Source organism: Enterobacter sp. BNK-22 (assembly GCF_048684805.1).
Taxonomy (GTDB): domain Bacteria; phylum Pseudomonadota; class Gammaproteobacteria; order Enterobacterales; family Enterobacteriaceae; genus Enterobacter; species Enterobacter quasiroggenkampii.
Window position 1 is genome coordinate 3,786,340 of record NZ_JBLQTT010000001.1, and the last position, 24,887, is coordinate 3,811,226.

Genomic DNA, 24,887 nt, shown 5'->3' on the forward strand with positions numbered 1-24,887 from the left:
AGGAAGCGGCAGAGATGCATTTTCGTGCCATAACCCGAATCGTTGGACTGCTGGTCATACTCTTTTCCGGGACGATGATTCTCCCTGGACTGGTGGCGCTTATCTACCGGGACGGCGCGGGGCGGGCATTTACCCAGACCTTCTTTGTCGCGCTGGCGATCGGCTCCCTGCTGTGGTGGCCGAACCGTCGTCAGAAAGGTGAACTGAAATCTCGCGAAGGGTTTCTGATCGTCGTGCTGTTCTGGACGGTGCTGGGGAGCGTCGGTTCGCTGCCCTTTATCTTCTCTGAACAGCCTAACCTGAGCATCACGGATGCCTTCTTTGAATCCTTCTCCGGCTTAACGACGACCGGGGCGACGACGCTGGTAGGACTGGATTCGCTGCCGCACGCGATTCTCTTTTATCGTCAGATGCTGCAGTGGTTCGGCGGTATGGGGATCATCGTCCTGGCGGTGGCTATCCTGCCAATACTGGGCGTCGGGGGGATGCAGCTTTATCGCGCCGAAATGCCCGGGCCGCTGAAAGACAATAAGATGCGGCCGCGTATTGCCGAGACGGCAAAAACTCTCTGGCTTATCTATGTATTACTGACGGTGGCCTGTGCGCTGGCGCTATGGTTTGCCGGGATGCCCGCGTTTGATGCTATCGGGCACAGTTTTGCGACGATTGCGATTGGCGGGTTCTCTACCCACGATGCCAGCGTGGGCTACTTCGACAGCCCAACGATTAACACTATCATTGCCATTTTCCTGCTGATCTCTGGCTGTAACTACGGTCTGCATTTCTCTTTACTGAGCGGGCGCAGCCTGAAGGTGTACTGGCGTGACCCTGAGTTCCGCATGTTTATTGGCGTCCAGCTGACGCTGGTGATCATCTGTACCCTGGTGCTCTGGTTCCATGATGTCTATAACTCCGCGTTGACCACGCTAAACCAGGCCTTCTTCCAGGTGGTGTCGATGGCGACAACCGCCGGGTTTACCACGGACAGCATCGCCCGTTGGCCGCTGTTCCTGCCGGTGCTTCTGCTCTGTTCCGCGTTTATCGGCGGCTGTGCGGGGTCGACGGGCGGTGGTCTGAAGGTGATCCGTATTCTGCTGCTGTTTAAGCAGGGCAACCGTGAGCTGAAGCGTCTGGTCCACCCGAACGCGGTCTACAGCATCAAGCTGGGGAACCGCGCGCTGCCGGAACGTATCCTCGAAGCGGTGTGGGGATTCTTCTCGGCGTATGCGCTGGTCTTTATCGTCAGTATGCTGGCGATTATCGCAACGGGAGTGGATGATTTCTCCGCCTTTGCGTCCGTCGTCGCAACATTGAATAACCTCGGGCCTGGCCTGGGCGTGGTGGCGGATAACTTTGCCAGTATGAACCCTGTCGCGAAATGGATCCTCATCGCCAATATGCTGTTTGGTCGTCTTGAGGTCTTTACGCTGCTGGTGCTGTTCACCCCTACATTCTGGCGCGAGTAAGGAGCCGTTGATGAAAACACTGATTCTTTTCTCTACGCGAGACGGGCAAACGCGTGAGATTGCCGCCTATCTGGCATCTGAACTCAAAGAGCTGGGGATTTACTCGGATGTGGTTAACCTGAACCGTGCGGATCAGATTACCTGGCAGGATTACGATCGCGTGGTGATTGGTGCATCTATTCGTTACGGGCATTTCCATCCGGCGCTGGATCGCTTTGTGAAAAAGCATACGGCGAAGCTTAATACGTTGCCCGGCGCGTTCTACTCGGTCAATCTGGTCGCGCGTAAACCCGAGAAGCGCACGCCGCAGACCAACAGCTACACGCGCAAGTTTTTACTCAACTCGCCGTGGCAGCCAGAACTGTGCGCCGTCTTTGCCGGCGCGCTGCGCTACCCTCGCTACCGCTGGTATGACCGCTTTATGATCCGTCTTATTATGAAGATGACGGGGGGCGAAACCGATACGCGTAAAGAAGTGGTTTATACCGACTGGTCGCAGGTAGCCAGTTTTGCGCGAGAAATCGCACATTTAACGGGCGATTCGCGACATAAATAAGCGTTAAGTTTGAAAAGTGAGCGAACGAAAAGTTTTTTGTATTTTGTGCTTGTCACTTCAGAATAACTCCCTATAATGCGCCTCCACTGACACGGAACAACGGCACACACGCCGCCGGGTCAGCAGAGAAAAGCGAAAATAAACGCTTGACTCTGAAGCGGGAAAGCGTAATATGCACACCCCGCGCCGCAGCGAAAACGAAGCGGCACTGCTCTTTAACAATTTATCAGACAATCTGTGTGGGCACTCAAAGTGACATGGATTCTTAATGTCTTCGGACAATAAATGAATACCAAGTCTCTGAGTGAACATGCGTAATTCATTACGAAGTTTAATTCACGAGCATCAAACTTAAATTGAAGAGTTTGATCATGGCTCAGATTGAACGCTGGCGGCAGGCCTAACACATGCAAGTCGAGCGGCAGCGGAAAGTAGCTTGCTACTTTGCCGGCGAGCGGCGGACGGGTGAGTAATGTCTGGGAAACTGCCTGATGGAGGGGGATAACTACTGGAAACGGTAGCTAATACCGCATAACGTCGCAAGACCAAAGAGGGGGACCTTCGGGCCTCTTGCCATCAGATGTGCCCAGATGGGATTAGCTAGTAGGTGGGGTAACGGCTCACCTAGGCGACGATCCCTAGCTGGTCTGAGAGGATGACCAGCCACACTGGAACTGAGACACGGTCCAGACTCCTACGGGAGGCAGCAGTGGGGAATATTGCACAATGGGCGCAAGCCTGATGCAGCCATGCCGCGTGTATGAAGAAGGCCTTCGGGTTGTAAAGTACTTTCAGCGGGGAGGAAGGTGCTGAGGTTAATAACCTCAGCAATTGACGTTACCCGCAGAAGAAGCACCGGCTAACTCCGTGCCAGCAGCCGCGGTAATACGGAGGGTGCAAGCGTTAATCGGAATTACTGGGCGTAAAGCGCACGCAGGCGGTCTGTCAAGTCGGATGTGAAATCCCCGGGCTCAACCTGGGAACTGCATTCGAAACTGGCAGGCTAGAGTCTTGTAGAGGGGGGTAGAATTCCAGGTGTAGCGGTGAAATGCGTAGAGATCTGGAGGAATACCGGTGGCGAAGGCGGCCCCCTGGACAAAGACTGACGCTCAGGTGCGAAAGCGTGGGGAGCAAACAGGATTAGATACCCTGGTAGTCCACGCCGTAAACGATGTCGACTTGGAGGTTGTGCCCTTGAGGCGTGGCTTCCGGAGCTAACGCGTTAAGTCGACCGCCTGGGGAGTACGGCCGCAAGGTTAAAACTCAAATGAATTGACGGGGGCCCGCACAAGCGGTGGAGCATGTGGTTTAATTCGATGCAACGCGAAGAACCTTACCTACTCTTGACATCCAGAGAACTTTCCAGAGATGGATTGGTGCCTTCGGGAACTCTGAGACAGGTGCTGCATGGCTGTCGTCAGCTCGTGTTGTGAAATGTTGGGTTAAGTCCCGCAACGAGCGCAACCCTTATCCTTTGTTGCCAGCGGTTAGGCCGGGAACTCAAAGGAGACTGCCAGTGATAAACTGGAGGAAGGTGGGGATGACGTCAAGTCATCATGGCCCTTACGAGTAGGGCTACACACGTGCTACAATGGCGCATACAAAGAGAAGCGACCTCGCGAGAGCAAGCGGACCTCATAAAGTGCGTCGTAGTCCGGATTGGAGTCTGCAACTCGACTCCATGAAGTCGGAATCGCTAGTAATCGTAGATCAGAATGCTACGGTGAATACGTTCCCGGGCCTTGTACACACCGCCCGTCACACCATGGGAGTGGGTTGCAAAAGAAGTAGGTAGCTTAACCTTCGGGAGGGCGCTTACCACTTTGTGATTCATGACTGGGGTGAAGTCGTAACAAGGTAACCGTAGGGGAACCTGCGGTTGGATCACCTCCTTACCTTAAAGAACCTGCCTTTGCAGTGCTCACACAGATTGTCTGATGAAAAAACAGCAGTAAAAATCTCTGCAGGCTTGTAGCTCAGGTGGTTAGAGCGCACCCCTGATAAGGGTGAGGTCGGTGGTTCAAGTCCACTCAGGCCTACCAAACTCCTTTTAAAGGATGAGCGGTACAGAGATTGCAAAACGATGGGGCTATAGCTCAGCTGGGAGAGCGCCTGCTTTGCACGCAGGAGGTCTGCGGTTCGATCCCGCATAGCTCCACCATCTTTTACTGCGAACCCAAGAAAACTTCAGAGTGAACCTGAAAAGGTGCACTGCGAAGTTTTGCTCTTTAAAAATCTGGATCAAGCTGAAAATTGAAACGACACATCTTTAATGGTGTGTTCGAGTCTCTCAAATTTTCGCAATCAGAAGTGAAACATCTTCGGGTTGTGAGGTTAAGCGACTAAGCGTACACGGTGGATGCCCTGGCAGTCAGAGGCGATGAAGGACGTGCTAATCTGCGAAAAGCGCCGGCGAGGTGATATGAACCTTTGACCCGGCGATGTCCGAATGGGGAAACCCAGTGTGATTCGTCACACTATCGTTAACTGAATACATAGGTTAACGAGGCGAACCGGGGGAACTGAAACATCTAAGTACCCCGAGGAAAAGAAATCAACCGAGATTCCCCCAGTAGCGGCGAGCGAACGGGGAGCAGCCCAGAGTCTGAATCAGCTTGTGTGTTAGTGGAAGCGTCTGGAAAGTCGCACGGTACAGGGTGACAGTCCCGTACACGAAAATGCACAGGTTGTGAACTCGAAGAGTAGGGCGGGACACGTGGTATCCTGTCTGAATATGGGGGGACCATCCTCCAAGGCTAAATACTCCTGACTGACCGATAGTGAACCAGTACCGTGAGGGAAAGGCGAAAAGAACCCCGGCGAGGGGAGTGAAAAAGAACCTGAAACCGTGTACGTACAAGCAGTGGGAGCACCCTTGTGGTGTGACTGCGTACCTTTTGTATAATGGGTCAGCGACTTATATTCTGTAGCAAGGTTAACCGTATAGGGGAGCCGAAGGGAAACCGAGTCTTAACTGGGCGTTAAGTTGCAGGGTATAGACCCGAAACCCGGTGATCTAGCCATGGGCAGGTTGAAGGTTGGGTAACACTAACTGGAGGACCGAACCGACTAATGTTGAAAAATTAGCGGATGACTTGTGGCTGGGGGTGAAAGGCCAATCAAACCGGGAGATAGCTGGTTCTCCCCGAAAGCTATTTAGGTAGCGCCTCGTGAATTCATCTTCGGGGGTAGAGCACTGTTTCGGCTAGGGGGCCATCCCGGCTTACCAACCCGATGCAAACTACGAATACCGAAGAATGTTATCACGGGAGACACACGGCGGGTGCTAACGTCCGTCGTGAAGAGGGAAACAACCCAGACCGCCAGCTAAGGTCCCAAAGTCATGGTTAAGTGGGAAACGATGTGGGAAGGCACAGACAGCCAGGATGTTGGCTTAGAAGCAGCCATCATTTAAAGAAAGCGTAATAGCTCACTGGTCGAGTCGGCCTGCGCGGAAGATGTAACGGGGCTAAACCATGCACCGAAGCTGCGGCAGCGACGCTTATGCGTTGTTGGGTAGGGGAGCGTTCTGTAAGCCGCTGAAGGTGTGCTGTGAGGCATGCTGGAGGTATCAGAAGTGCGAATGCTGACATAAGTAACGATAAAGCGGGTGAAAAGCCCGCTCGCCGGAAGACCAAGGGTTCCTGTCCAACGTTAATCGGGGCAGGGTGAGTCGACCCCTAAGGCGAGGCCGAAAGGCGTAGTCGATGGGAAACAGGTTAATATTCCTGTACTTGGTGTTACTGCGAAGGGGGGACGGAGAAGGCTATGTTAGCCGGGCGACGGTTGTCCCGGTTTAAGCATGTAGGCGGAGGTTCCAGGTAAATCCGGTACCTTTTAACGCTGAGGTGTGATGACGAGGCACTACGGTGCTGAAGTAACAAATGCCCTGCTTCCAGGAAAAGCCTCTAAGCATCAGGTAACATCAAATCGTACCCCAAACCGACACAGGTGGTCAGGTAGAGAATACCAAGGCGCTTGAGAGAACTCGGGTGAAGGAACTAGGCAAAATGGTGCCGTAACTTCGGGAGAAGGCACGCTGATATGTAGGTGAAGCCCCTGCGGGTGGAGCTGAAATCAGTCGAAGATACCAGCTGGCTGCAACTGTTTATTAAAAACACAGCACTGTGCAAACACGAAAGTGGACGTATACGGTGTGACGCCTGCCCGGTGCCGGAAGGTTAATTGATGGGGTTAGCGGCAACGCGAAGCTCTTGATCGAAGCCCCGGTAAACGGCGGCCGTAACTATAACGGTCCTAAGGTAGCGAAATTCCTTGTCGGGTAAGTTCCGACCTGCACGAATGGCGTAATGATGGCCAGGCTGTCTCCACCCGAGACTCAGTGAAATTGAACTCGCTGTGAAGATGCAGTGTACCCGCGGCAAGACGGAAAGACCCCGTGAACCTTTACTATAGCTTGACACTGAACACTGGTCCTTGATGTGTAGGATAGGTGGGAGGCTTTGAAGCGTGGACGCCAGTCTGCGTGGAGCCGTCCTTGAAATACCACCCTTTAATGGCTGGTGTTCTAACGTAGACCCGTAATCCGGGTTGCGGACAGTGTCTGGTGGGTAGTTTGACTGGGGCGGTCTCCTCCCAAAGAGTAACGGAGGAGCACGAAGGTTAGCTAATCCTGGTCGGACATCAGGAGGTTAGTGCAATGGCATAAGCTAGCTTGACTGCGAGAGTGACGGCTCGAGCAGGTGCGAAAGCAGGTCATAGTGATCCGGTGGTTCTGAATGGAAGGGCCATCGCTCAACGGATAAAAGGTACTCCGGGGATAACAGGCTGATACCGCCCAAGAGTTCATATCGACGGCGGTGTTTGGCACCTCGATGTCGGCTCATCACATCCTGGGGCTGAAGTAGGTCCCAAGGGTATGGCTGTTCGCCATTTAAAGTGGTACGCGAGCTGGGTTTAGAACGTCGTGAGACAGTTCGGTCCCTATCTGCCGTGGGCGCTGGAGAATTGAGGGGGGCTGCTCCTAGTACGAGAGGACCGGAGTGGACGCATCACTGGTGTTCGGGTTGTCATGCCAATGGCACTGCCCGGTAGCTAAATGCGGAAAAGATAAGTGCTGAAAGCATCTAAGCACGAAACTTGCCCCGAGATGAGTTCTCCCTGAGACTTTAAGTCTCCTGAAGGAACGTTGAAGACGACGACGTTGATAGGTCGGGTGTGTAAGCGCAGCGATGCGTTGAGCTAACCGATACTAATGAACCGTGAGGCTTAACCTTACAACGCCGAAGCTGTTTCGGCGAAGAGACAGACAATCAATTTTCAGCTCTGATACAGATTAAACAGAATTTGCCTGGCGGCTTTAGCGCGGTGGTCCCACCTGACCCCATGCCGAACTCAGAAGTGAAACGCCGTAGCGCCGATGGTAGTGTGGGGTCTCCCCATGTGAGAGTAGGGAACTGCCAGGCATCAAACAAGTGAAGAGGCCATCCGAAAGGATGGCCTTTTTGCGTTTATACGCTGCACAAACTGATCCCCCATCACCCTGCTTATACGGTAAACTACCTGCGTTTTTGCATCAGGATAGCGTCTATGAACCACTCCCTTAAGCCCTGGAATACCTTTGGCATTCAACGCAATGCCAATCAAATTGTACGTGCCGATACTGCACAGCAGCTGCTGGATGCATGGCAAAACGCGAAAGAAAATAACGAACCCGTACTGATTCTCGGCGAAGGAAGTAATGTCCTGTTTCTCGATGATTTTGCGGGAACGGTGATCGTTAACCGCATCATGGGAATTGATGTGGAAGAGCGTGCCGACAGCTGGCACGTGCACGTGGGGGCTGGTGAAAACTGGCACCACCTGGTGCAGTTTACCCTCGAAAAAGGGATGGCGGGTCTGGAAAACCTTGCGCTTATTCCAGGCTGCGCTGGATCGTCACCCATTCAGAACATCGGCGCCTACGGCATCGAGCTGAAACATGTCTGTGAATATGTCGACTGCATCGAGCTGGCGACCGGAACGGCGACGCGTTTAACCGCAGAACAGTGCCGTTTTGGCTATCGTGACAGTATCTTCAAACATGAATATCAGGATCGCTACGTGATTGTCGCCGTGGGTTTGCGTCTGTCGAAGAACTGGCAGCCCGTATTGACCTACGGGGATTTAACGCGTCTCGATCCGGCTACCGTTACCGCACGCGACGTTTTTGACTCGGTTTGCCATATGAGGATGACCAAGCTTCCCGATCCCAAAGTTAATGGAAATGCAGGAAGCTTCTTCAAAAACCCGGTGATCAGCGGCGAAAATGCCCGACGCTTTCTGGAGGAGTGGCCAACCGCGCCACATTACCCTCAGGCGGATGGCAGCGTGAAGCTGGCAGCAGGATGGCTTATCGATCAATGCCAGCTAAAAGGCACTTCAGTTGGCGGGGCAGCTGTTCACCGACAGCAGGCTCTGGTACTGATTAACCAACACGATGCAACCAGCGACAATGTGGTACAGCTGGCTCACTATGTTCGCCAGCGTGTCGGCGAAAAATTTAACGTCTGGCTGGAGCCAGAAGTCCGCTTCATTGGTCGCACAGGTGAAGTCAACGCTGTGGAGACTATCGCATGAAGGACAATACGGTCCCGTTAACCCTGATTGGTATCCTGGCGGATGGTGAATTCCATTCCGGCGAGCAGCTGGGTGAGCAGCTGGGCATGAGCCGCGCCGCCATTAACAAGCACATCCAGACGCTCCGTGACTGGGGGGTTGATGTGTTTACGGTTCCCGGAAAAGGCTACAGCCTGCCGGAGCCGATTCAGTTGCTGAATGAAGACGCGATCCGCAGCCAGATTGGACATGGCAACGTGGCGGTGCTGCCGGTGATTGACTCGACGAACCAGTATCTGCTGGATCGTCTGCCTGAGCTCAAATCCGGCGATGCCTGTGTAGCTGAATATCAACAGGCCGGTCGCGGCCGTCGTGGCCGCAAGTGGTTTTCACCCTTTGGCGCCAATCTCTATCTGTCCATGTACTGGCGACTCGATCAGGGCCCGGCCGCTGCCATTGGCCTGAGCCTGGTCATCGGTATCGTCATGGCAGAGGTGCTGCACGATCTGGGTGCGGATCAAGTGCGTGTTAAATGGCCTAACGATCTGTACCTCAACGATCGTAAACTTGCCGGGATTCTGGTCGAACTGACGGGCAAAACGGGCGATGCGGCGCAAATCGTCATTGGCGCGGGCCTCAATATGGTGATGCGCAATGTCCAGAATGACGTGGTTAATCAGGCCTGGACTAACCTCCAGGAGGCGGGGATCGTCATCGATCGTAACACCCTTGCCGTACGTATGATTAAAGAGCTGCGCAGCTCGCTCACGCTTTTTGAGCAGGAAGGGCTGGCACCGTTCCTGTCGCGTTGGGAAAAGCTGGATAACTTTATCAACCGCCCGGTGAAATTGCTGATTGGTGATAAAGAGATCTACGGCACTTCCCGCGGTATCGACGCTCAGGGCGCGCTGCTCCTGGAGCAGGATGGCGTGATCAAACCCTGGGTGGGCGGTGAGATTTCCCTGCGGAGTGCCGAATAACCGGATGGAGTGAATGATGCGAAAACCCGTCTGCGCGACGCTGGCCGTCATGATGAGCTTGTTGTTCTCACCCCTCTCTCAGGCGGGACAGGCCTGGGAGAGTTACAAAGCACGCTTTTTCAAACCGGAAGGCCGCATTGTCGATACCGGCAATGGCGGCGTGTCGCATACGGAAGGTCAGGGCTTTGCCATGCTGATGGCAGTCGCCAACGACGATAAGGCCACGTTCGATAAGCTCTGGCAATGGACAAACCGTGAGCTGAAGAACAAAGAGAACGGTCTGTTTTACTGGCGCTATAACCCCGCAGAGTCCAACCCGGTTGCGGACAAAAACAACGCCGCCGATGGCGATGTGCTGATTGCCTGGGCGCTGCTTAAAGCCGATGCCCGCTGGCATGACAAACGCTACAGCGCCGCATCGGATGCCATTACAAAAGCGCTGGTTGCTCATAGCGTCATCCGCTATGCGGGTTACCGCGTGATGCTGCCAGGCGTCCAGGGATTTAAGCTTGACGGTGAAGTGGTCCTTAATCCTTCCTATTTTGTGTTTCCGGCCTGGCAGGCCTTCGCAGGACGCAGTCATTTGCCGGTCTGGCGCGATTTGATTAAGGACGGGAAGCGCCTGTTGGGGAAAATGGGCTCGGGTAAAGCGAATCTGCCCGCTGACTGGGTCTCGCTGACATCAGATGGCAAGCTGGAACCGGCCAAAGGCTGGCCGCCGCGGATGAGCTATGACGCGATTCGTATTCCGCTGTATCTTGCCTGGTCTGATAAGCAAAGCCCACTCCTGACGCCGTGGAAAGCGTGGTTTGGGCAATTCCCCCGGGAGCAAACGCCCGCCTGGGTTAACGTCACCACTAACGAATATGCGCCTTACATGATGGAAGGCGGCCTGTTGGCTGTACGCGATTTAACGATGGGGCAGCCTTCCGGAGAACCCGAAATCACCTCTAAAGACGACTACTATTCGGCAAGTCTGAAAATGCTGGTGTGGATTTCAGCGCAATAATAACGCACTGGCTATCCCCTCTCCCCGATGGGGAGAGGGTTAGGGTGAGGGGGAAATCAGTTACTGCGGATACGGTACCCAATCCCCGCCGTTCAGGCGAACGTACGGTTTGTTCTGATACTGAATCACCACCGCGTTGGCGTTCTCGGAGACTTCTGCCGTTTGCGGCAGTTTGCTGGTGAGCTGATCCCAGTTCACGCTATCTTCCACAAACAGCTTCCCGTCAACGGCACGGGCAACCAGTTCTGAGATTGCCAGATAGCTGGTCGGCTGGGTGATTTCAATCGGTGCGCCCTGATGGGGTGCCTTCATCCCAAAGAACTTGATGCCAGCAGGCACGTTGGTAATCGACGGGCTTGGGATATCACGCAGACCTGACACCTGCATTCTGTCGCCTTTCAGCGCGCCACCGTGCTCAGGTACCACAACCACCATCACTTTACGGCCTGATTTTTCCAGCTCCGTAAAGAACGCGTCCAGCTCGTCGAAGAGTTTCTGCGCACGCACTTTATAATCCGCCGTTTTGCTCACGCCCGGGAAGTGGTTACCGTCGTGGAGCGGCAGGGTGTTAAAGAACGTCGCGCTGCGTGGATTACTGTCTTTTTCGATGGTCTGCAGCCAGCGTTGCAGGACGGCGGAATCGTCATAGACGGGCGAGCCGTCGAAGCCCAGCAGAGAGACAGGAAGACCGGTTTGATCCATCAGCGGTGCCTGCATACCCCCCTGTTCGCGCACCTCTTTCAGGAAGTTGCCGAACTGGCCGTTATGCCCCAGCATCAGATGCTGCGTAAAGCCCAGTTTGGCGAGGTTATCGAACAGATAACACTGGTTGCCGGCGGGTTGATACAGATTCTTATGCGATGCCTGACCGCAGCTTGCACGCAACAGGCGGATGGCCGCCGGGCCGCTGTACGAGGTGGCAGAGTTGAAATCTTTAAACTGAATGTCGAAATGAGACCACAGCGGATGAGACATCAAACCTGCAGCGTCCACGTCTGCCCAGGAGAGCGAGCAGATGTTGATCACCAGCAGTTCAAACGGCTGAGCATCCGCCGGCAGCGCATCCGGGAATTTCGTCTGTCGCTTGTCTTCCGCGGTATAGAAACTGGAGAGCCAGGCGTTCAGGTTTGTGGAGGTCGGCGGTGCGGTCTGGGTTGGGATATCGCCCACCACAGGCGTATCGCCTGCCGTGGTGACGGTGGCCGCCGCGCTTCCCCCGGTGGTGGTCACCGTGGTGGTCGGTTGACCGGCAGGCCACAGCGAAAAGTTTGGCCCAGCCAGCGTCAGCACGTTAAGCCAGATCATAATCGCGACGACAAACACCGTGACGCGGATCCACTGTGACAGGAACAGCCAGGCAACCAGCAGCACAAATACCGCGCCTATCATCTGCCAGTTAATAAACCGCTCGGTCAGATCGAGGATATAGCTGGCGCTAAAGCCCGCCACCTGTGAGCCCTGGCTCATAATGCTGTCCGGCCCCGGTAACCAGGTATCATGCCAGAACAGCGCAAAGCCGAGAGGGATGGCTATCCAGTGACGTAAGCGATGCAGCCTGATATTCGGCAGGGGCATCAGAAGGAAGGCCATAAATACCAGGTTAAGAAGGGGATGGAAATTCAGATAGCCTGCCCACAGCAGACCAAACTTCACCAGAAAGTAGAAGTTCCAGCCGGAAAGGCCGCGCCAGTATTGCCAGAGCGGCGAGGGTGACGAAGCGGTATAGGTAGAATTAGTCATGTTTTCGGTCTGCCTTGACGTGTGATGCCCGTGTCAGTGTTCCGGCTGGTTTTACATAGCGAGGTTTTATAAACAGCACTCTGGCCGTATCACGGATACGACGTATGGAATGGCGTGCATAGTAGCCAAGCGGGAAAAAGATCAGCGCACAGACTATAACCAGTTGAATGATATCGCTGATATTCATGATGGTGCGTTCTCCGCGTTGTCTGTTAATAAGCGAAGGGGCTCCGGATCCGGCGCCAGACATGTCCATCATGTCTGGCATTAAGGATCGGTTTCGCATCGCTCTTAATAGCGAGCGGTTTAGCCCATTGTTCAGGCTGGAGCGCACGCATCTGCACCAGCTCTGCGCTGATCGTATTATCTTCGAACCAAATCATACGGTTCGAGAAAATATCCCCGGTAGGCAGCGGGAAGATATGGTTAAGCGCCGTATCGAGGTCGTTTACCCGGCAGAAGGACAAAAACAGCACCAGGCGATTGTCGCCAATGGTCATGATGTCACCCGTACGATTGGGGCGACACAAGGTAAGAGCCTGTTCAACGCGGATACCGGGTACAGGACGCAGGGCAACCATAACCCCTTTTCCGTCAGCAGGAAGAAGCGTATTGCTCATCATGTTACCGACGGCGTCGCAGAAGGTATCCCATTTTTGGTATCCACGCAGCTTCATCGGCTGCGTCATAGAGAGCAGCGTCGAAATGTCTTCCGGTACATGGCGGCTAAACTGCTGGCCCTGAACGCTTTCGATCAGCGTCAGGCAGCGTGACAGCGGCGCGTTCCAGGGAATGACCATATTTGCACCACAGCCCAGAAGCAGACGCTCATCGGTGGCGCGCAGGCTGGTATTGTTTTCGCGCACGATGATTTTTAACGCGCTTCCGCGCTGGCGGCGCAAGGTGTAGATCTGCCTTGCCAGCGTCTCAATCTGGTTATTCTGCATCAATGAGAAGATAAGGGTTGCCGCCTGGGTTGTGCGGGCTTCGTGGAAAAGGTCTTCGTTAGATTCAAACAGCGACCAGTTTTCCGACAGGGCGGGCGCCCCCTCTAAAACCGCGATATGGCTCAGGATGCGTTTTTCATCACTGCGCGGCTGCACCACGGTTTCTTCCTGCTGTGCCAGGTGCCACTTACCCTCGATGTGTTTCAGCGTAAGTTGTTGCCTGGCGCTCACGCCTTTTTCATTACACCAGAAGGCAATATCGTAGAGATAGCTGCCTACCTGGTCACGAACGCTTGCCAGACCGAACAGGGAACGATATTCACCCATTAAAAGTGAGAACAACTTGTCATTATTACTGCCGGGATTGACTATCAATAGCGTGCAATTTTGAAATTTTGCCCATTTATTGATTTTTTCCAGCCACGGCAGCAGTTTTTCAGCAGGGATATTTTGCAGGACGTTATTTGCACATTTAAGGATCACCAAATAGTGATCCGGATCAATAGTGCACTGAACGTCGCGGGACAAAAAGTATAGACTATCGGCATCCGATGTCATGGAAAATAATCGCACCGTCTGAGGCCCGCGATCGTTTTCCAGCGTGATAATTTTCTTCGGATCTTCGCCCATGCTAATGACGGCCACGCGGGAATCCTTATCCTGGGCAGCAATTGTCTGGTTTACCAGACTGATAGCATCTTCATTCCGGTCCGTATTAATCCACCAGACTCCTCCGACTGGCATGTGGCTCAATTCGTCCCATAATGACTGGATGCCAATAGAAAATATGGAGTCCACGGTGTCCCTCTTTTCGTCTAATTTATCTGTATCTCAGTTTACTAGCGAAAGCGTAGAAATAAACCTAACATTGAAATTAAAGAACATCAGATTTAGCATGTAAATGAAATTTGTCAGGGCAGGAAGCCCCGCAACTTCTTTAGCGTGCGATTTTCCTTAAAGGGATGGAAAAAGAATGGATAATAATGAACCCGGTACCCCAGTCGACTCGACCCTGGGTTACACATTCCAAAACGATTTTCTGGCGCTGACGCAGGCCTTTTCTTTACCTGAAATAGATTACACCGATATTTCCCAGCGGGAACAGTTGGCCGCGGCTATTAAACGCTGGCCGTTATTAGCTGAATTCGCCCATCAACAATAAGGGAGCCATTGATGGCCATACTCGGATTACAGGGTGTCCGTGGGGGTGTGGGTACCACATCTGTTACCGCGGCACTGGCGTGGTCATTACAGCTTTTAGGTGAATCGGTGCTGGTTATTGACGCCTGCGCCGATAATTTACTGCGTATGTCGTTTAACGTCGACTTTACTCGCGAAGAGGGCTGGGCCCGCGCGCTGCTTGACGATAAAGACTGGCAGGATGCAGGTTTGCGCTATACCTCCCTTCTTGACCTGCTGCCGTTTGGTCAACTGACCACCACGGAACGCGAAAATGAAGCCGCATACCAGCGCCTGTTTTCGCAATTTACGCTGGCGCTGCAGAGCCTGAAGGAAAAGGGACACTACAAGTGGATCCTGCTGGATCTGCCGCACGGTGCCGGCACGCTGACCCGACAGCTTATCGCGCAGTGCGATCATGTCCTCTCGATCGTTAACGTCGATGCGAACTGCCATATCCGCCTGCATCAGCAGGGGCTACCTCAGAATGGCCATATCCTGATTAACGATTTGCGCATAGGCAGCCAGATCCAGGACGATCTGTATCAGGTCTGGCTGCAGAGCCAGCGCCGCCTGCTTCCCATTGTCATCCATCGTGATGAGGGCATGGCGGAATGCCTTGCGTCGAAGCAGCCGCTCGGCGAATACCGCAGCGATTCACTGGCGGCAGAAGAGATCCTGACGCTGGCTAACTGGTGTCTGCTGAACTTCGCCAACCGGGCGGAGCATGCAGGGAGTGATGTATGAGTCGTCTCGCCAGCTGGTTACTCATCCCACCGGTCAGTTCGCGTTTGAGCGAACATTACCGGCATTTTCGCCGTCACGGCGCGTCGGCATTCAGCGCCGCGCTCGGCTGTTTCTGGATGATTCTGGCCTGGATGTTTATTCCACTCGAACACCCGCGCTGGCAGCGCATACGTGCCCGGCACAGTGAACTGTATCCGCACATTAATCCTGACCGGCCGCGTCCACTGGATCCGGCGCGTTATCTCATTCAGGCCATCTGGCTGGTGGCGACCTCATCCCGCGCGGAGATAAAAACGCCGCACTGGCGGAGCTTCTCCCGCGTGCAACAGTTACGTGAACGCTACCATCAGTGGCTGGACAGGCTCCCCAACAGCGTCAGCGATAAGACCAGCCATCTGGATAACCACAAAGAGCTCGGGCATCTCCACCCGGGCTTGCGGCGTTTTATCCTCGGCGTGATCGTCGTGTTCTCGCTCATTCTGGCGCTGGTCTGTATTACGCAGCCTTTCAACCCTCTGGCGCAGTTCACCTTCCTGATCCTGCTGTGGGGCGTGGCGCTACTGGTGCGCCGAATTCCGGGTCGCTTCTCGGCGCTGATGCTGATCGTGTTGTCGCTGACCGTCTCCTGCCGCTACATCTGGTGGCGTTATACCTCGACGCTGAACTGGGACGACCCGGTGAGTCTGGTGTGCGGCCTGGTGCTGCTGTTTGCTGAAACCTATGCCTGGATTGTGTTGGTGCTGGGCTATTTCCAGGTGATTTGGCCGCTCAACCGCCAGCCGGTTCCGCTGCCAAAGGACACGACCCAGTGGCCAAGCGTCGATCTTTTCGTGCCGACCTACAACGAAGACCTGAGCGTGGTGAAGAACACCATCTATGCCGCGCTGGGCATCGACTGGCCGAAAGATAAGCTTAAGGTCTGGATCCTGGATGACGGCAACCGTCCGGCGTTCCGCCAGTTCGCGGAGGAGGTCGGCGTCGAATACATCGCCCGTCCGACGCATGAACACGCTAAGGCGGGGAACATCAACAACGCGTTGAAGTATGCCACCGGGGAGTTTGTTTCGATTTTTGACTGCGACCACGTGCCGACGCGCTCGTTCCTGCAGATGACCATGGGCTGGTTCCTGAAGGAGAAAGAGCTGGCGATGATGCAGACGCCGCACCACTTCTTCTCGCCGGACCCGTTTGAACGTAACCTTGGCCGCTTCCGCAAAACCCCGAACGAAGGCACGCTGTTCTATGGCCTGGTACAGGACGGAAACGACATGTGGGACGCCACCTTCTTCTGCGGCTCATGCGCGGTTATCCGCCGTAAACCGCTGGATGAAATCGGCGGTATCGCCGTCGAGACGGTCACCGAAGATGCGCACACCTCGCTGCGCCTGCACCGTCGTGGCTATACCTCAGCCTATATGCGCATTCCGCAGGCTGCTGGCCTCGCAACGGAGTCACTGTCGGCGCATATTGGCCAGCGTATTCGCTGGGCGCGCGGCATGGTGCAGATTTTCCGTCTCGATAACCCGCTGATCGGGAAAGGGCTCAAGCTGGCGCAGCGTCTCTGCTACGTCAACGCCATGTTCCACTTCTTGTCCGGTATCCCGCGACTGATCTTCCTGACCGCGCCGCTGGCGTTCCTGCTCCTTCACGCTTATATCATCTACGCTCCCGCGCTGATGATTGCGCTGTTTGTTCTGCCGCACATGATCCACGCGAGCCTGACGAACTCGAAGATACAGGGTAAATACCGCCACTCCTTCTGGAGTGAAATCTACGAAACGGTGCTGGCCTGGTACATCGCGCCGCCGACGATGGTGGCGCTGATTAACCCGCACAAAGGTAAATTCAACGTCACCGCGAAGGGCGGGCTGGTGGAGGAGGAGTACGTCGACTGGGTGATCTCCCGGCCGTATATCTTCCTGGTGCTGCTGAATATCGTGGGCGTCATTGCGGGTATCTGGCGCTACTTCTACGGTCCGGAAAACGAAATCCTGACCGTCTTCGTCAGTATGGCCTGGGTCTTCTACAACCTGATTATCCTCGGCGGCGCGGTGGCGGTGTCGGTGGAGAGTAAACAGGTTCGTCGCGCGCATCGCGTGGAAATCTGCATGCCAGCGGCGATTGCCCGTGAAGATGGCCATCTCTTCTCCTGTACCGTGCACGACTTCTCTGACGGCGGTCTGGGGATCAAAATCAACGGCCAGGCGAAGGTGCTGGAAGGGCAGAAAGTTAACCTGCTGCTTAAGCGCGGTCAGCAGGAGTATGTCTTCCCCACGCAGGTCGTTCGCGTGGTGGGCAATGAAGTCGGCCTGCAGCTGATGCCGTTGACCAAAAAGCAACATATCGATTTTGTGCAGTGTACGTTTGCCCGCGCGGATACGTGGGCTCTCTGGCAGGACAGCTTCCCGGAAGATAAACCTCTGGAAAGCCTGCTGGATATTCTGAAGCTGGGGTTCCGTGGCTATCGTCACCTTGCAGAATTTGCCCCGTCGTCGGTGAAATTAATTTTCCGGTCACTTACTTCGCTGGTTTCCTGGGTCGTGTCGTTCATTCCTCGTCGTCCTGAGCGGGATGAGGCGAAGCAGGCGGACCCGGTTATGGCTCAACAATGATGATAACGCGATGAAAACAAAACTTTCCTGGTTATGTGCAGTGGCAATGGGGATGAATGCGCTCCCCGCAACAATGGCTAACGCGGCCCCGGGTAACGCAGCGGCAACGCCTGCGCCAACCGTACCTGTCGTCGCGCAAGCAACCGATCCGGTTGTCACCGCGGCACCCGGTCAAACGGAAAACATCCTGCCGAACCAGCCAACGGAGGGGAATACCCAGCCGGCAGACGGCCAGGTCATCGGGCAGGTCATGCCGGGCGTCCGCGGGGCGAATGCGCCCGTCGTTGCGGACAATGCGCCGTCGCGTGACGTGAAGCTGACCTTCGCGCAAATTGCGCCGCCTCCGGGCAGCATGGTGCTGCGCGGCATCAACCCTAACGGCGGCATTGAATTTGGCATGCGCAGCGATGAGGTTGTCTCTAATGCGGTGCTGAATCTTGAATACACGCCGTCACCGTCGCTGCTGCCGACCCAGTCTCAGCTGAAGGTCTATCTGAATGACGAACTGATGGACGTTCTGCCGGTCACGAAAGAGCAGCTCGGCAAGAAAACGCAGGCTCAGGTGCCGATCAACCCGCTGTTCATCACCGACTTTAACCGTATTCGCCTGGAATTTGTCGGTCACTACCGCGATGTCTGCGAAAACCCGGCCAGCAACACGCTGTGGATGGACGTCGGGCGTAACTCCTCGCTGCAGATGACCTACCAGTCGCTGGCGCTGAAAAACGATCTCTCAGCCTTCCCGGTTCCGTTCTTCGATCCGCGTGATAACCGTCCGCTCACGCTGCCGATGGTGTTTGCCTCTTCCCCGGACGTGACCGAGCAGCTGGCGGCCACCATTGTGGCGTCCTGGTTTGGTTCACGCGCGGGCTGGCGCGGCCAGAGCTTCCCGGCGATGTATGACAAGCTGCCGGACAGAAATGCCATTGTGTTTGCCACCAACGCGAAACGCCCGGCTTTCCTGCGCGATCATCCGGACGTCAACGCGCCGACCGTTGAGATGATAAGCCACCCGGAAAACCCGTACGTGAAGCTGCTGGTGGTCTTTGGTCGTGATGATAAAGATCTGGTGCAGGCAGCAAAAGCGATTGCCCAGGGCAACGTCCTGTTCCGTGGCAACAGCGTGGTGATAGATGAGGTCAAGCCGCTGCTGGCGCGTAAACCTTACGATGCGCCAAACTGGGTGCGTACCGACCGTGCGGTCACCTTTGGCGAGCTGAAGACCTATGAAGAACAGCTGCAGGCGACGGGGCTTGAGCCCGCGCCGATTAGCCTGTCGCTGAATCTGCCGCCGGATCTCTACCTGCTGCGCACTAACGGCATTGATATCAATCTGAACTACCGGTATACCGCGCCAGCCACCAAAGACAGCTCGCGCATGGATATCAGCCTGAACAACCAGTTCCTGCAATCCTTCAGCCTGCAAAGCACGCAGGATACGAACCGCCTGATGCTTCGCCTGCCGGTGCTGCAGGGGCTGCTGGACGGTAAAACGGATGTCTCCATCCCGGCACTGAAGCTGGGCGCGATAAACCAGCTGCGCTTTGATTTCCAGTACATGAACCCAATGCCTGGCGGCTCGGCGGAAAACTGCATCACCTTCCAGCCGGTGCAGAACCACGTGGTGATTGGCGATGAGTCGACCATCGACTTCTCGAAGTACTATCACTTCCTGGCGATGCCGGACCTGCGCGCGTTTGCTAACGCGGGCTTCCCGTTCAGCCGCATGGCCGATCTCTCTGAGTCCATTGTGGTGATGCCAAAATCGCCAAACGAAGGGCAGGTCACGACCCTGCTGGACACCATGGCGACCGTTGGCGGACAGACGGGATTACCGGCAATTAACGTCACGTTGACGGACGATGGCAGTCAAATTCAGAACAAAGACGCTGACATCATGGTGATCGGAACCATTCCGGATAAGCTGAAGGATGACAAACATATCGATCTGCTGGTGAAAGCGGCCCAGTCCTGGGTTAACACGCCGCTGCGCCAGACCGATTTCCCGAGCATTATGCCGGATGTGAACGACCGTCAGGCCAGCGCGCAGACGACGATAACGTCTCAGGGGGCAATGGCTGCGGTGGTGGGCTTCCAGTCACCTTACAACGAACAGCGAAGCGTGGTGGCTCTCCTTGCGGACAGCCCGCGCGGGTATGAACTGCTCAATACGGCCATGAACGACAGCGGTAAACGTGCCGCGATGTTTGGTTCCGTGTCGGTGATCCGTGAGTCCGGCGTCAATAGCCTGCGCGTGGGCGATGTGTACTACGTAGGCCATCTGCCGTGGTTTGAACGCCTGTGGTATGCGCTGGCTAACCATCCGGTTCTGCTCGCTATCCTGGCTGCGGTTAGCGTGGTCCTGCTGGCATGGGTGCTGTGGCGTCTGCTGCGAATCATCAGCCGTCGTCGTCTGAACCCGGATGAGTAAGATGTGATGAAAGCCTTTCGCTGGTGTGTATTAGCAGCGGTGATGCTGGCGGCGCTTCCTCTTCGCGCCGCCTGTACCTGGCCTGCCTGGGAGCAGTTTAAAAAGGACTACATCAGCGAGGGCGGGCGTGTCATTGACCCCAGTGACACGCGCAAAATTACGACCTCGGAAGGGCAAAGCTACGCCCTGTTCTTTGCCCTGGCGGCGAACGATCGCCAGGCCTTTGACCAGCTGCTGACCTGGACGCGCGATAATCTTGCCAGCGGCGATCTCAACGGCCATCTGCCAGCCTGGTTATGGGGGCAGAAAGATAAAGAGACGTGGGCGGTGATTGATACCAACTCCGCCTCTGACGCCGATGTCTGGATCGCCTGGTCACTGCTCGAAGCGGGTCGGCTGTGGAAGCATCCGGACTATACCCGCACGGGTAAAGCGCTGCTGAAACGCATTGTCAGCGAGGAGGTGGTGAAAGTCCCGGGGCTTGGCGCAATGCTGCTTCCCGGCAAAGTCGGCTTTGCCGATGAACACGCCTGGCGCTTTAACCCCAGCTATCTTCCTCCGCAGCTAGCGGCTTATTTCACGCGGTTTGGCTCCCCGTGGACCCAGCTTCGTGAAACCAATCTGCGCCTGCTGCTGGAGAGTGCGCCGAAAGGCTTTTCGCCGGACTGGGTGCAGTATCAGAAAAACAGAGGCTGGCGGTTACAGCAGGAGAAAGCGCTGATGGGCGGCTACGACGCCATCCGCGTGTATCTCTGGGTGGGCATGATGAGTGATAACGATCCTCAGAAAGCCCGGCTGCTGACGCGCTTCCAGCCGATGGCGGTAAAGACCATGAAACGGGGTGTGCCGCCGGAGAAAGTGGATGTGGCGACGGGGAAACGCACCGGCGACGGCCCGGTCGGGTTCTCTGCCGCTATGCTGCCGTTTTTACAACAACGTGATGCCCAGGCGATTCAGCGCCAGCGCGTTGCGGACCATTTTCCCGATAACAATGCCTATTACAGCTACGTGCTGACGCTTTTTGGGCAAGGATGGGATCAGCATCGTTTTCGCTTCACCGCAAAAGGTGAATTAATACCGGATTGGGGCCAGGAATGCGCAAGTTCACAGTAAATCTACTCAGTTTATCGCTTGGCCTGGCGCTTATGCCGTGGGCCCAGGCCGCTAACTCTCCGCAGCAAAAACAGCTGCTGGAGCAGGTGAGGCTGGGCGAATCGACACAGCGTGAGGATTTGGTTCGTCAGTCGCTCTATCGCCTTGAGCTGATTGACCCGAACAACCCTGACGTGATTGCCGCACGCTTTCGCTACCTGCTGCGTCAGGGCGATAACGCCGGCGCGCAAAAAGAGCTGGATCGTCTGAAAGGGATTGCGCCGGGTTCGAGTGCGTACCAGTCATCACGCAACACGATGCTGCTTTCTACTCCGGATGGCCGCCAGCAGCTCCAGCAGGCGCGACTGCTCGCCACTACGGGGCACACGCAGGAGGCGATTGCCGCCTATGACAAGCTGTTTGACGGCAACCCGCCGGGTGGCGACGTGGCGACGGAATACTGGAACGTCGTGGCAAAAGATCCTGCTCGCCGCGGCGCGGCCATTAACCAGCTCAAGAAAATAAACAGCAGCAGTCCCGGAAATACGCAGCTGCAGGCGACGCTGTCCCAGCTTCTGTTCCAGAGCGGACGTCGTGATGAAGCCTTTGCGGTATTGCAGGAGATGGCCAAATCCACCAATGGCCGCAGCCAGGCGTCTGATATGTGGTATGACCAAATCAAAGACCAGCCTGCCAGCAGCGCCAGCGTCAGCGCGCTGCAAAAATACCTGAGCGTATTCAGCGACGGGGATAGCGTCGCGGCGGCGCGTGCCCAGCTTGAAGCGCAGCAAAAACAGCTCGCCGATCCGGCGTTCCGCGCGAAAGCCGAAGGGCTGGCGGCGGTGGATGCCGGGCAGGGAAGTAAGGCGGTGGCGGAGCTGCAAAAAGCCGTTAGCGCCAACCATGCCGACAGTGAAGCGGTGGGCGCCCTTGGACAGGCGTATTCCCAGAAGGGCGACCGCGCCCGCGCGGTGGCACAGTTTGAAAAGGCGATTGCCCTCGATCCCCAGAGCGATAATCGGGGTAAATGGGACAGTCTTCTGAAGGTTAACCGCTACTGGCTGCTGATCCAGCAGGGTGATGCGGCGCTGAAGGCGAATAACCCGGCGCAGGCAGAGCGTTACTATCAGCAGGCACGCAATACCGACAATACCGACAGCTATGCCGTGCTGGGGCTGGGCGACGCCGCCGCGGCGCGTAAAGATAACGACGCGGCGGAGCGTTACTATCGCCAGGCGCTGCGGATGGACAGCGGCAACAGCAATGCGGTTCGCGGCCTGGCCAATATTTACCGCGCGCAGTCGCCGGAGAAGGCTTCGCAGTTTATCCAGTCTCTCTCCGCCAGCCAGCGCCGTAGCATAGACGACATTGAACGTAGCCTGACCAACGAACAGCTCTCCGCCCAGGCCGAACAGCTTGAGAACCAGGGGAAATACGCGCAGGCAGCAGACATTCAGCGTCGTCGTCTGGCGCTCTCTCCCGGCGACGTGTGGATAACCTATCGTCTTTCGCGCGATCTCTACAGCGCGGGTCAGCGCAGCCAGGCGGACACCCTGATGCGTCAGCTTGCCCACCAGAAACCGTCCGACCCGGATCAGGTTTATGCTAACGGGCTCTACCTTTCCGGAAACGATCAGGACCGGGCCGCGCTGGCGCATCTGGAGACGCTACCGCGCAGCCAGTGGAACGGCAATATTCAGGAGCTTGCCGACCGCCTGCAAAGCAACCAGGTGCTGGAAACCGCCAACCGCCTGCGCGACAGCGGCAAAGAGCAGGACGCAGAGAATCTCCTTCGCCAGCAGCCGACCTCCACCCGTATCGACCTCACGCTGGCGGACTGGGCACAGCAGCGTGGCGATCTGGACTCGGCGAAAACGACGTACAACGCCGTCCTGCAGCGTGAGCCGCAGAATGAAGACGCGCTCCTCGGCCTGACCGAGATTTACAGCGCGCAGGGTAACAAAGATGCCGCGCGCGCGGAGCTGGCGAAGCTGCCCGCCGCGCAAAACGGCCAGCCGCTGTCGCTCAATATGCAGCGCCGCATCGCGATGGCGCAGGCGGGTCTGGGCGATGCCGCTGCCGCAGAGCAGACCTTCAATAAAATTATTCCGCAGGCTAAATCGCAGCCTGGCTCTATGGAAAACGCGCTGGTGCTGCGTGATGCCGCACGTTTCCAGGCGCAGAACGGCCAGCCTCAGCAGGCGCTGGAAACCTACAAAGATGCGATGGTATCGACGGGTATCACCACGACGCGTCCGGCTGACAACGACAGTTTCACCCGTCTGACGCGTAACGATGAAAAAGACGACTGGCTGAAGCGCGGCGTGCGCAGTGATGCCGGTGAGTTGTACCGTCAGCAGGATGTTAACGTCACGCTGCAGCACGATTACTGGGGCTCCAGCGGTACGGGCGGTTATTCCGATCTGAAAGCACATACGACCATGCTCCAGGTGGATGCGCCGCTCTCTGATGGGCGCATGTTCTTCAGAAGCGATCTGGTCAATATGGATGCCGGGTCATTTGATACCAGGAACGGGACTTACGATCCTAAATGGGGAACCTGCTACGAAACGCCGTGTAGCGGGAACACCCATCAGTCAGACAATGGCGCGAGCGTTGCCGTCGGCTGGCAGAATAAAACCTGGGCGATGGATATTGGCACCACGCCAATGGGCTTTGACGTCGTCGACGTGGTGGGCGGCATCAGCTACAGCAGCGATTTGGGGCCCATCGGCTATACCGTTAACGCCCATCGTCGGCCAATCTCCAGCTCTCTGCTGGCCTTCGGCGGGCAAAAAGATACCAATACCGGCACCACCTGGGGCGGTGTACGCGCCACCGGTGGCGGCGTAAGTATGAGCTATGACAAAGGGGAAGCGAACGGCGTCTGGTCAAGCCTGAACGCGGAAACGCTGACGGGTAAAAATGTGGAGGATAACTGGCGCGTCCGCTGGATGACGGGTTACTACTACAAGCTCATTAATAAAAACAACGAGCGCCTGACGGTCGGCGTGTCCAACATGCTCTGGCACTACGACAAAGACCTGAGCGGTTATACCCTGGGCCAGGGCGGCTATTACAGCCCGCAGGAGTATGTCTCCTTCGCCTTGCCGGTGACATGGCGTAAGCGCACGGAAAACTGGTCCTGGGAGCTGGGGGGCTCGGTCTCCTGGTCCCACTCTAAAACCAAAGACGAGTTGCGCTACCCGATTCAGAATCTGATCCCGACCGATGAGCCAGACCGCTATACCGACCGGGGCGCGATGGAAACCGGCAGCAGTTCTTCCGGTACGGGTTATACCGCACGGGCCATAATCGAGCGGCGGGTCACGTCCAACTGGTTTGTCGGCATGGGCGTGGATATCCAGCAAGCGAAAGACTATACCCCAAGCCACGCGCTGATCTATGTGCGCTACTCTGCTGCAGGCTGGCAGGGCGATATGGACTTACCGCCGCAGCCGCTTATCCCTTACGCGGACTGGTAATCGGATTTTCCTTAATCCATTTGTAAGTCTCTCTTAATAGCGCGGCAATCGGGTATACTCAGGCGCGCCAGGTTTACACCCTGGC

At 56.0% G+C, this 24,887-nt stretch carries 13 protein-coding genes, 2 tRNA genes, 3 rRNA genes and 1 pseudogene; 16 read left to right on the top strand and 3 right to left on the bottom strand.

Annotated features, from left to right (window positions below; all coding sequences use genetic code 11):
- Nucleotides 1-14 precede the first annotated feature (14 nt).
- The 10 genes from trkH (at nucleotide 15) to ACMGGE_RS17885 (ending at nucleotide 10,569) form a co-directional block, all read left to right on the top strand.
- On the top strand, nucleotides 15-1,466 hold the full coding sequence (gene trkH, locus ACMGGE_RS17840; protein WP_023309600.1) for a Trk system potassium transporter TrkH: 1,452 nt from the start codon (nucleotides 15-17) through the stop codon (nucleotides 1,464-1,466).
- Between the two features lie 10 nt (nucleotides 1,467-1,476).
- Entirely contained in the window at nucleotides 1,477-2,022 is a 546-nt protein-coding gene (hemG, locus tag ACMGGE_RS17845) for a menaquinone-dependent protoporphyrinogen IX dehydrogenase (RefSeq protein ID WP_045909212.1), read from the top strand.
- A 353-nt stretch (nucleotides 2,023-2,375) separates the two neighbouring features.
- Nucleotides 2,376-3,917: ribosomal RNA gene (locus tag ACMGGE_RS17850) — 16S ribosomal RNA — on the top strand.
- A gap of 70 nt (nucleotides 3,918-3,987) precedes the next feature.
- Nucleotides 3,988-4,064 (top strand) — tRNA-Ile (locus ACMGGE_RS17855).
- Between the two features lie 43 nt (nucleotides 4,065-4,107).
- Nucleotides 4,108-4,183, top strand: a tRNA-Ala gene (locus tag ACMGGE_RS17860).
- 171 nt (nucleotides 4,184-4,354) lie between these two features.
- A 23S ribosomal RNA gene (locus ACMGGE_RS17865) occupies nucleotides 4,355-7,259 on the top strand.
- Between the two features lie 73 nt (nucleotides 7,260-7,332).
- A 5S ribosomal RNA gene (gene rrf / locus ACMGGE_RS17870) occupies nucleotides 7,333-7,448 on the top strand.
- Together the 16S, 23S and 5S rRNA genes with 2 tRNA genes alongside form the textbook arrangement of a ribosomal RNA operon.
- A gap of 124 nt (nucleotides 7,449-7,572) precedes the next feature.
- Nucleotides 7,573-8,601, top strand: a complete 1,029-nt coding sequence (gene murB, locus ACMGGE_RS17875; protein ID WP_420294010.1) for a UDP-N-acetylmuramate dehydrogenase — start codon at nucleotides 7,573-7,575, stop codon at nucleotides 8,599-8,601.
- A complete protein-coding gene (gene birA / locus ACMGGE_RS17880; protein ID WP_063622776.1) occupies nucleotides 8,598-9,560 on the top strand; it encodes a bifunctional biotin--[acetyl-CoA-carboxylase] ligase/biotin operon repressor BirA in 963 nt (320 codons plus the stop codon). The genes murB and birA overlap by 4 nt, the downstream gene beginning before the upstream one ends.
- A gap of 16 nt (nucleotides 9,561-9,576) precedes the next feature.
- Nucleotides 9,577-10,569, top strand: a complete 993-nt coding sequence (locus tag ACMGGE_RS17885) for a glycosyl hydrolase family 8 (protein ID WP_048027815.1) — start codon at nucleotides 9,577-9,579, stop codon at nucleotides 10,567-10,569.
- A gap of 60 nt (nucleotides 10,570-10,629) precedes the next feature.
- Here the strand turns inward: ACMGGE_RS17885 and bcsG are convergent, their stop codons facing one another.
- The 3 genes and pseudogenes from bcsG to bcsE all read right to left on the bottom strand — a co-directional run bounded on the left by bcsG (nucleotide 10,630) and on the right by bcsE (nucleotide 14,054).
- Nucleotides 10,630-12,309: a cellulose biosynthesis protein BcsG gene (bcsG, locus tag ACMGGE_RS17890; RefSeq protein WP_045909072.1), complete on the bottom strand. Its 1,680-nt coding sequence runs from the start codon at nucleotides 12,307-12,309 to the stop codon at nucleotides 10,630-10,632.
- Complete coding sequence (bcsF, locus tag ACMGGE_RS17895) at nucleotides 12,302-12,496, bottom strand: cellulose biosynthesis protein BcsF (protein WP_045909071.1); 195 nt, start codon at nucleotides 12,494-12,496, stop codon at nucleotides 12,302-12,304. The genes bcsG and bcsF overlap by 8 nt, the downstream gene beginning before the upstream one ends.
- Nucleotides 12,493-14,054, bottom strand: a pseudogene (bcsE, locus tag ACMGGE_RS17900) (cellulose biosynthesis c-di-GMP-binding protein BcsE). Before bcsE ends, bcsF begins: the two are co-directional and overlap by 4 nt.
- Nucleotides 14,055-14,229: 175 nt before the next feature.
- On the opposite strand from bcsE, the gene bcsR reads away from it, so the two are divergent.
- Genes bcsR through bcsC form a run of 6 tightly spaced genes read left to right on the top strand, consistent with a single transcriptional unit; the run spans nucleotide 14,230 to nucleotide 24,802 of the window.
- The gene (gene bcsR / locus ACMGGE_RS17905; RefSeq protein ID WP_008503237.1) at nucleotides 14,230-14,418 is read left to right on the top strand and encodes a cellulose biosynthesis protein BcsR; all 189 of its coding nucleotides are present in this window, start codon (nucleotides 14,230-14,232) and stop codon (nucleotides 14,416-14,418) included.
- An 11-nt stretch (nucleotides 14,419-14,429) separates the two neighbouring features.
- Nucleotides 14,430-15,182: a cellulose biosynthesis protein BcsQ gene (bcsQ, locus tag ACMGGE_RS17910; RefSeq protein ID WP_045909069.1), complete on the top strand. Its 753-nt coding sequence runs from the start codon at nucleotides 14,430-14,432 to the stop codon at nucleotides 15,180-15,182.
- The gene (gene bcsA, locus ACMGGE_RS17915; protein ID WP_167214863.1) at nucleotides 15,179-17,794 is read left to right on the top strand and encodes a UDP-forming cellulose synthase catalytic subunit; all 2,616 of its coding nucleotides are present in this window, start codon (nucleotides 15,179-15,181) and stop codon (nucleotides 17,792-17,794) included. The genes bcsQ and bcsA overlap by 4 nt, the downstream gene beginning before the upstream one ends.
- A gap of 10 nt (nucleotides 17,795-17,804) precedes the next feature.
- Nucleotides 17,805-20,225: a cellulose biosynthesis cyclic di-GMP-binding regulatory protein BcsB gene (bcsB, locus tag ACMGGE_RS17920; protein WP_420294011.1), complete on the top strand. Its 2,421-nt coding sequence runs from the start codon at nucleotides 17,805-17,807 to the stop codon at nucleotides 20,223-20,225.
- A gap of 6 nt (nucleotides 20,226-20,231) precedes the next feature.
- The gene (gene bcsZ / locus ACMGGE_RS17925; protein WP_420294194.1) at nucleotides 20,232-21,338 is read left to right on the top strand and encodes a cellulose synthase complex periplasmic endoglucanase BcsZ; all 1,107 of its coding nucleotides are present in this window, start codon (nucleotides 20,232-20,234) and stop codon (nucleotides 21,336-21,338) included.
- Nucleotides 21,320-24,802, top strand: coding sequence for a cellulose synthase complex outer membrane protein BcsC (gene bcsC / locus ACMGGE_RS17930; RefSeq protein ID WP_048027809.1), 3,483 nt, complete (start codon nucleotides 21,320-21,322; stop codon nucleotides 24,800-24,802). Before bcsZ ends, bcsC begins: the two co-directional genes overlap by 19 nt.
- Nucleotides 24,803-24,887: the final 85 nt, after the last annotated feature.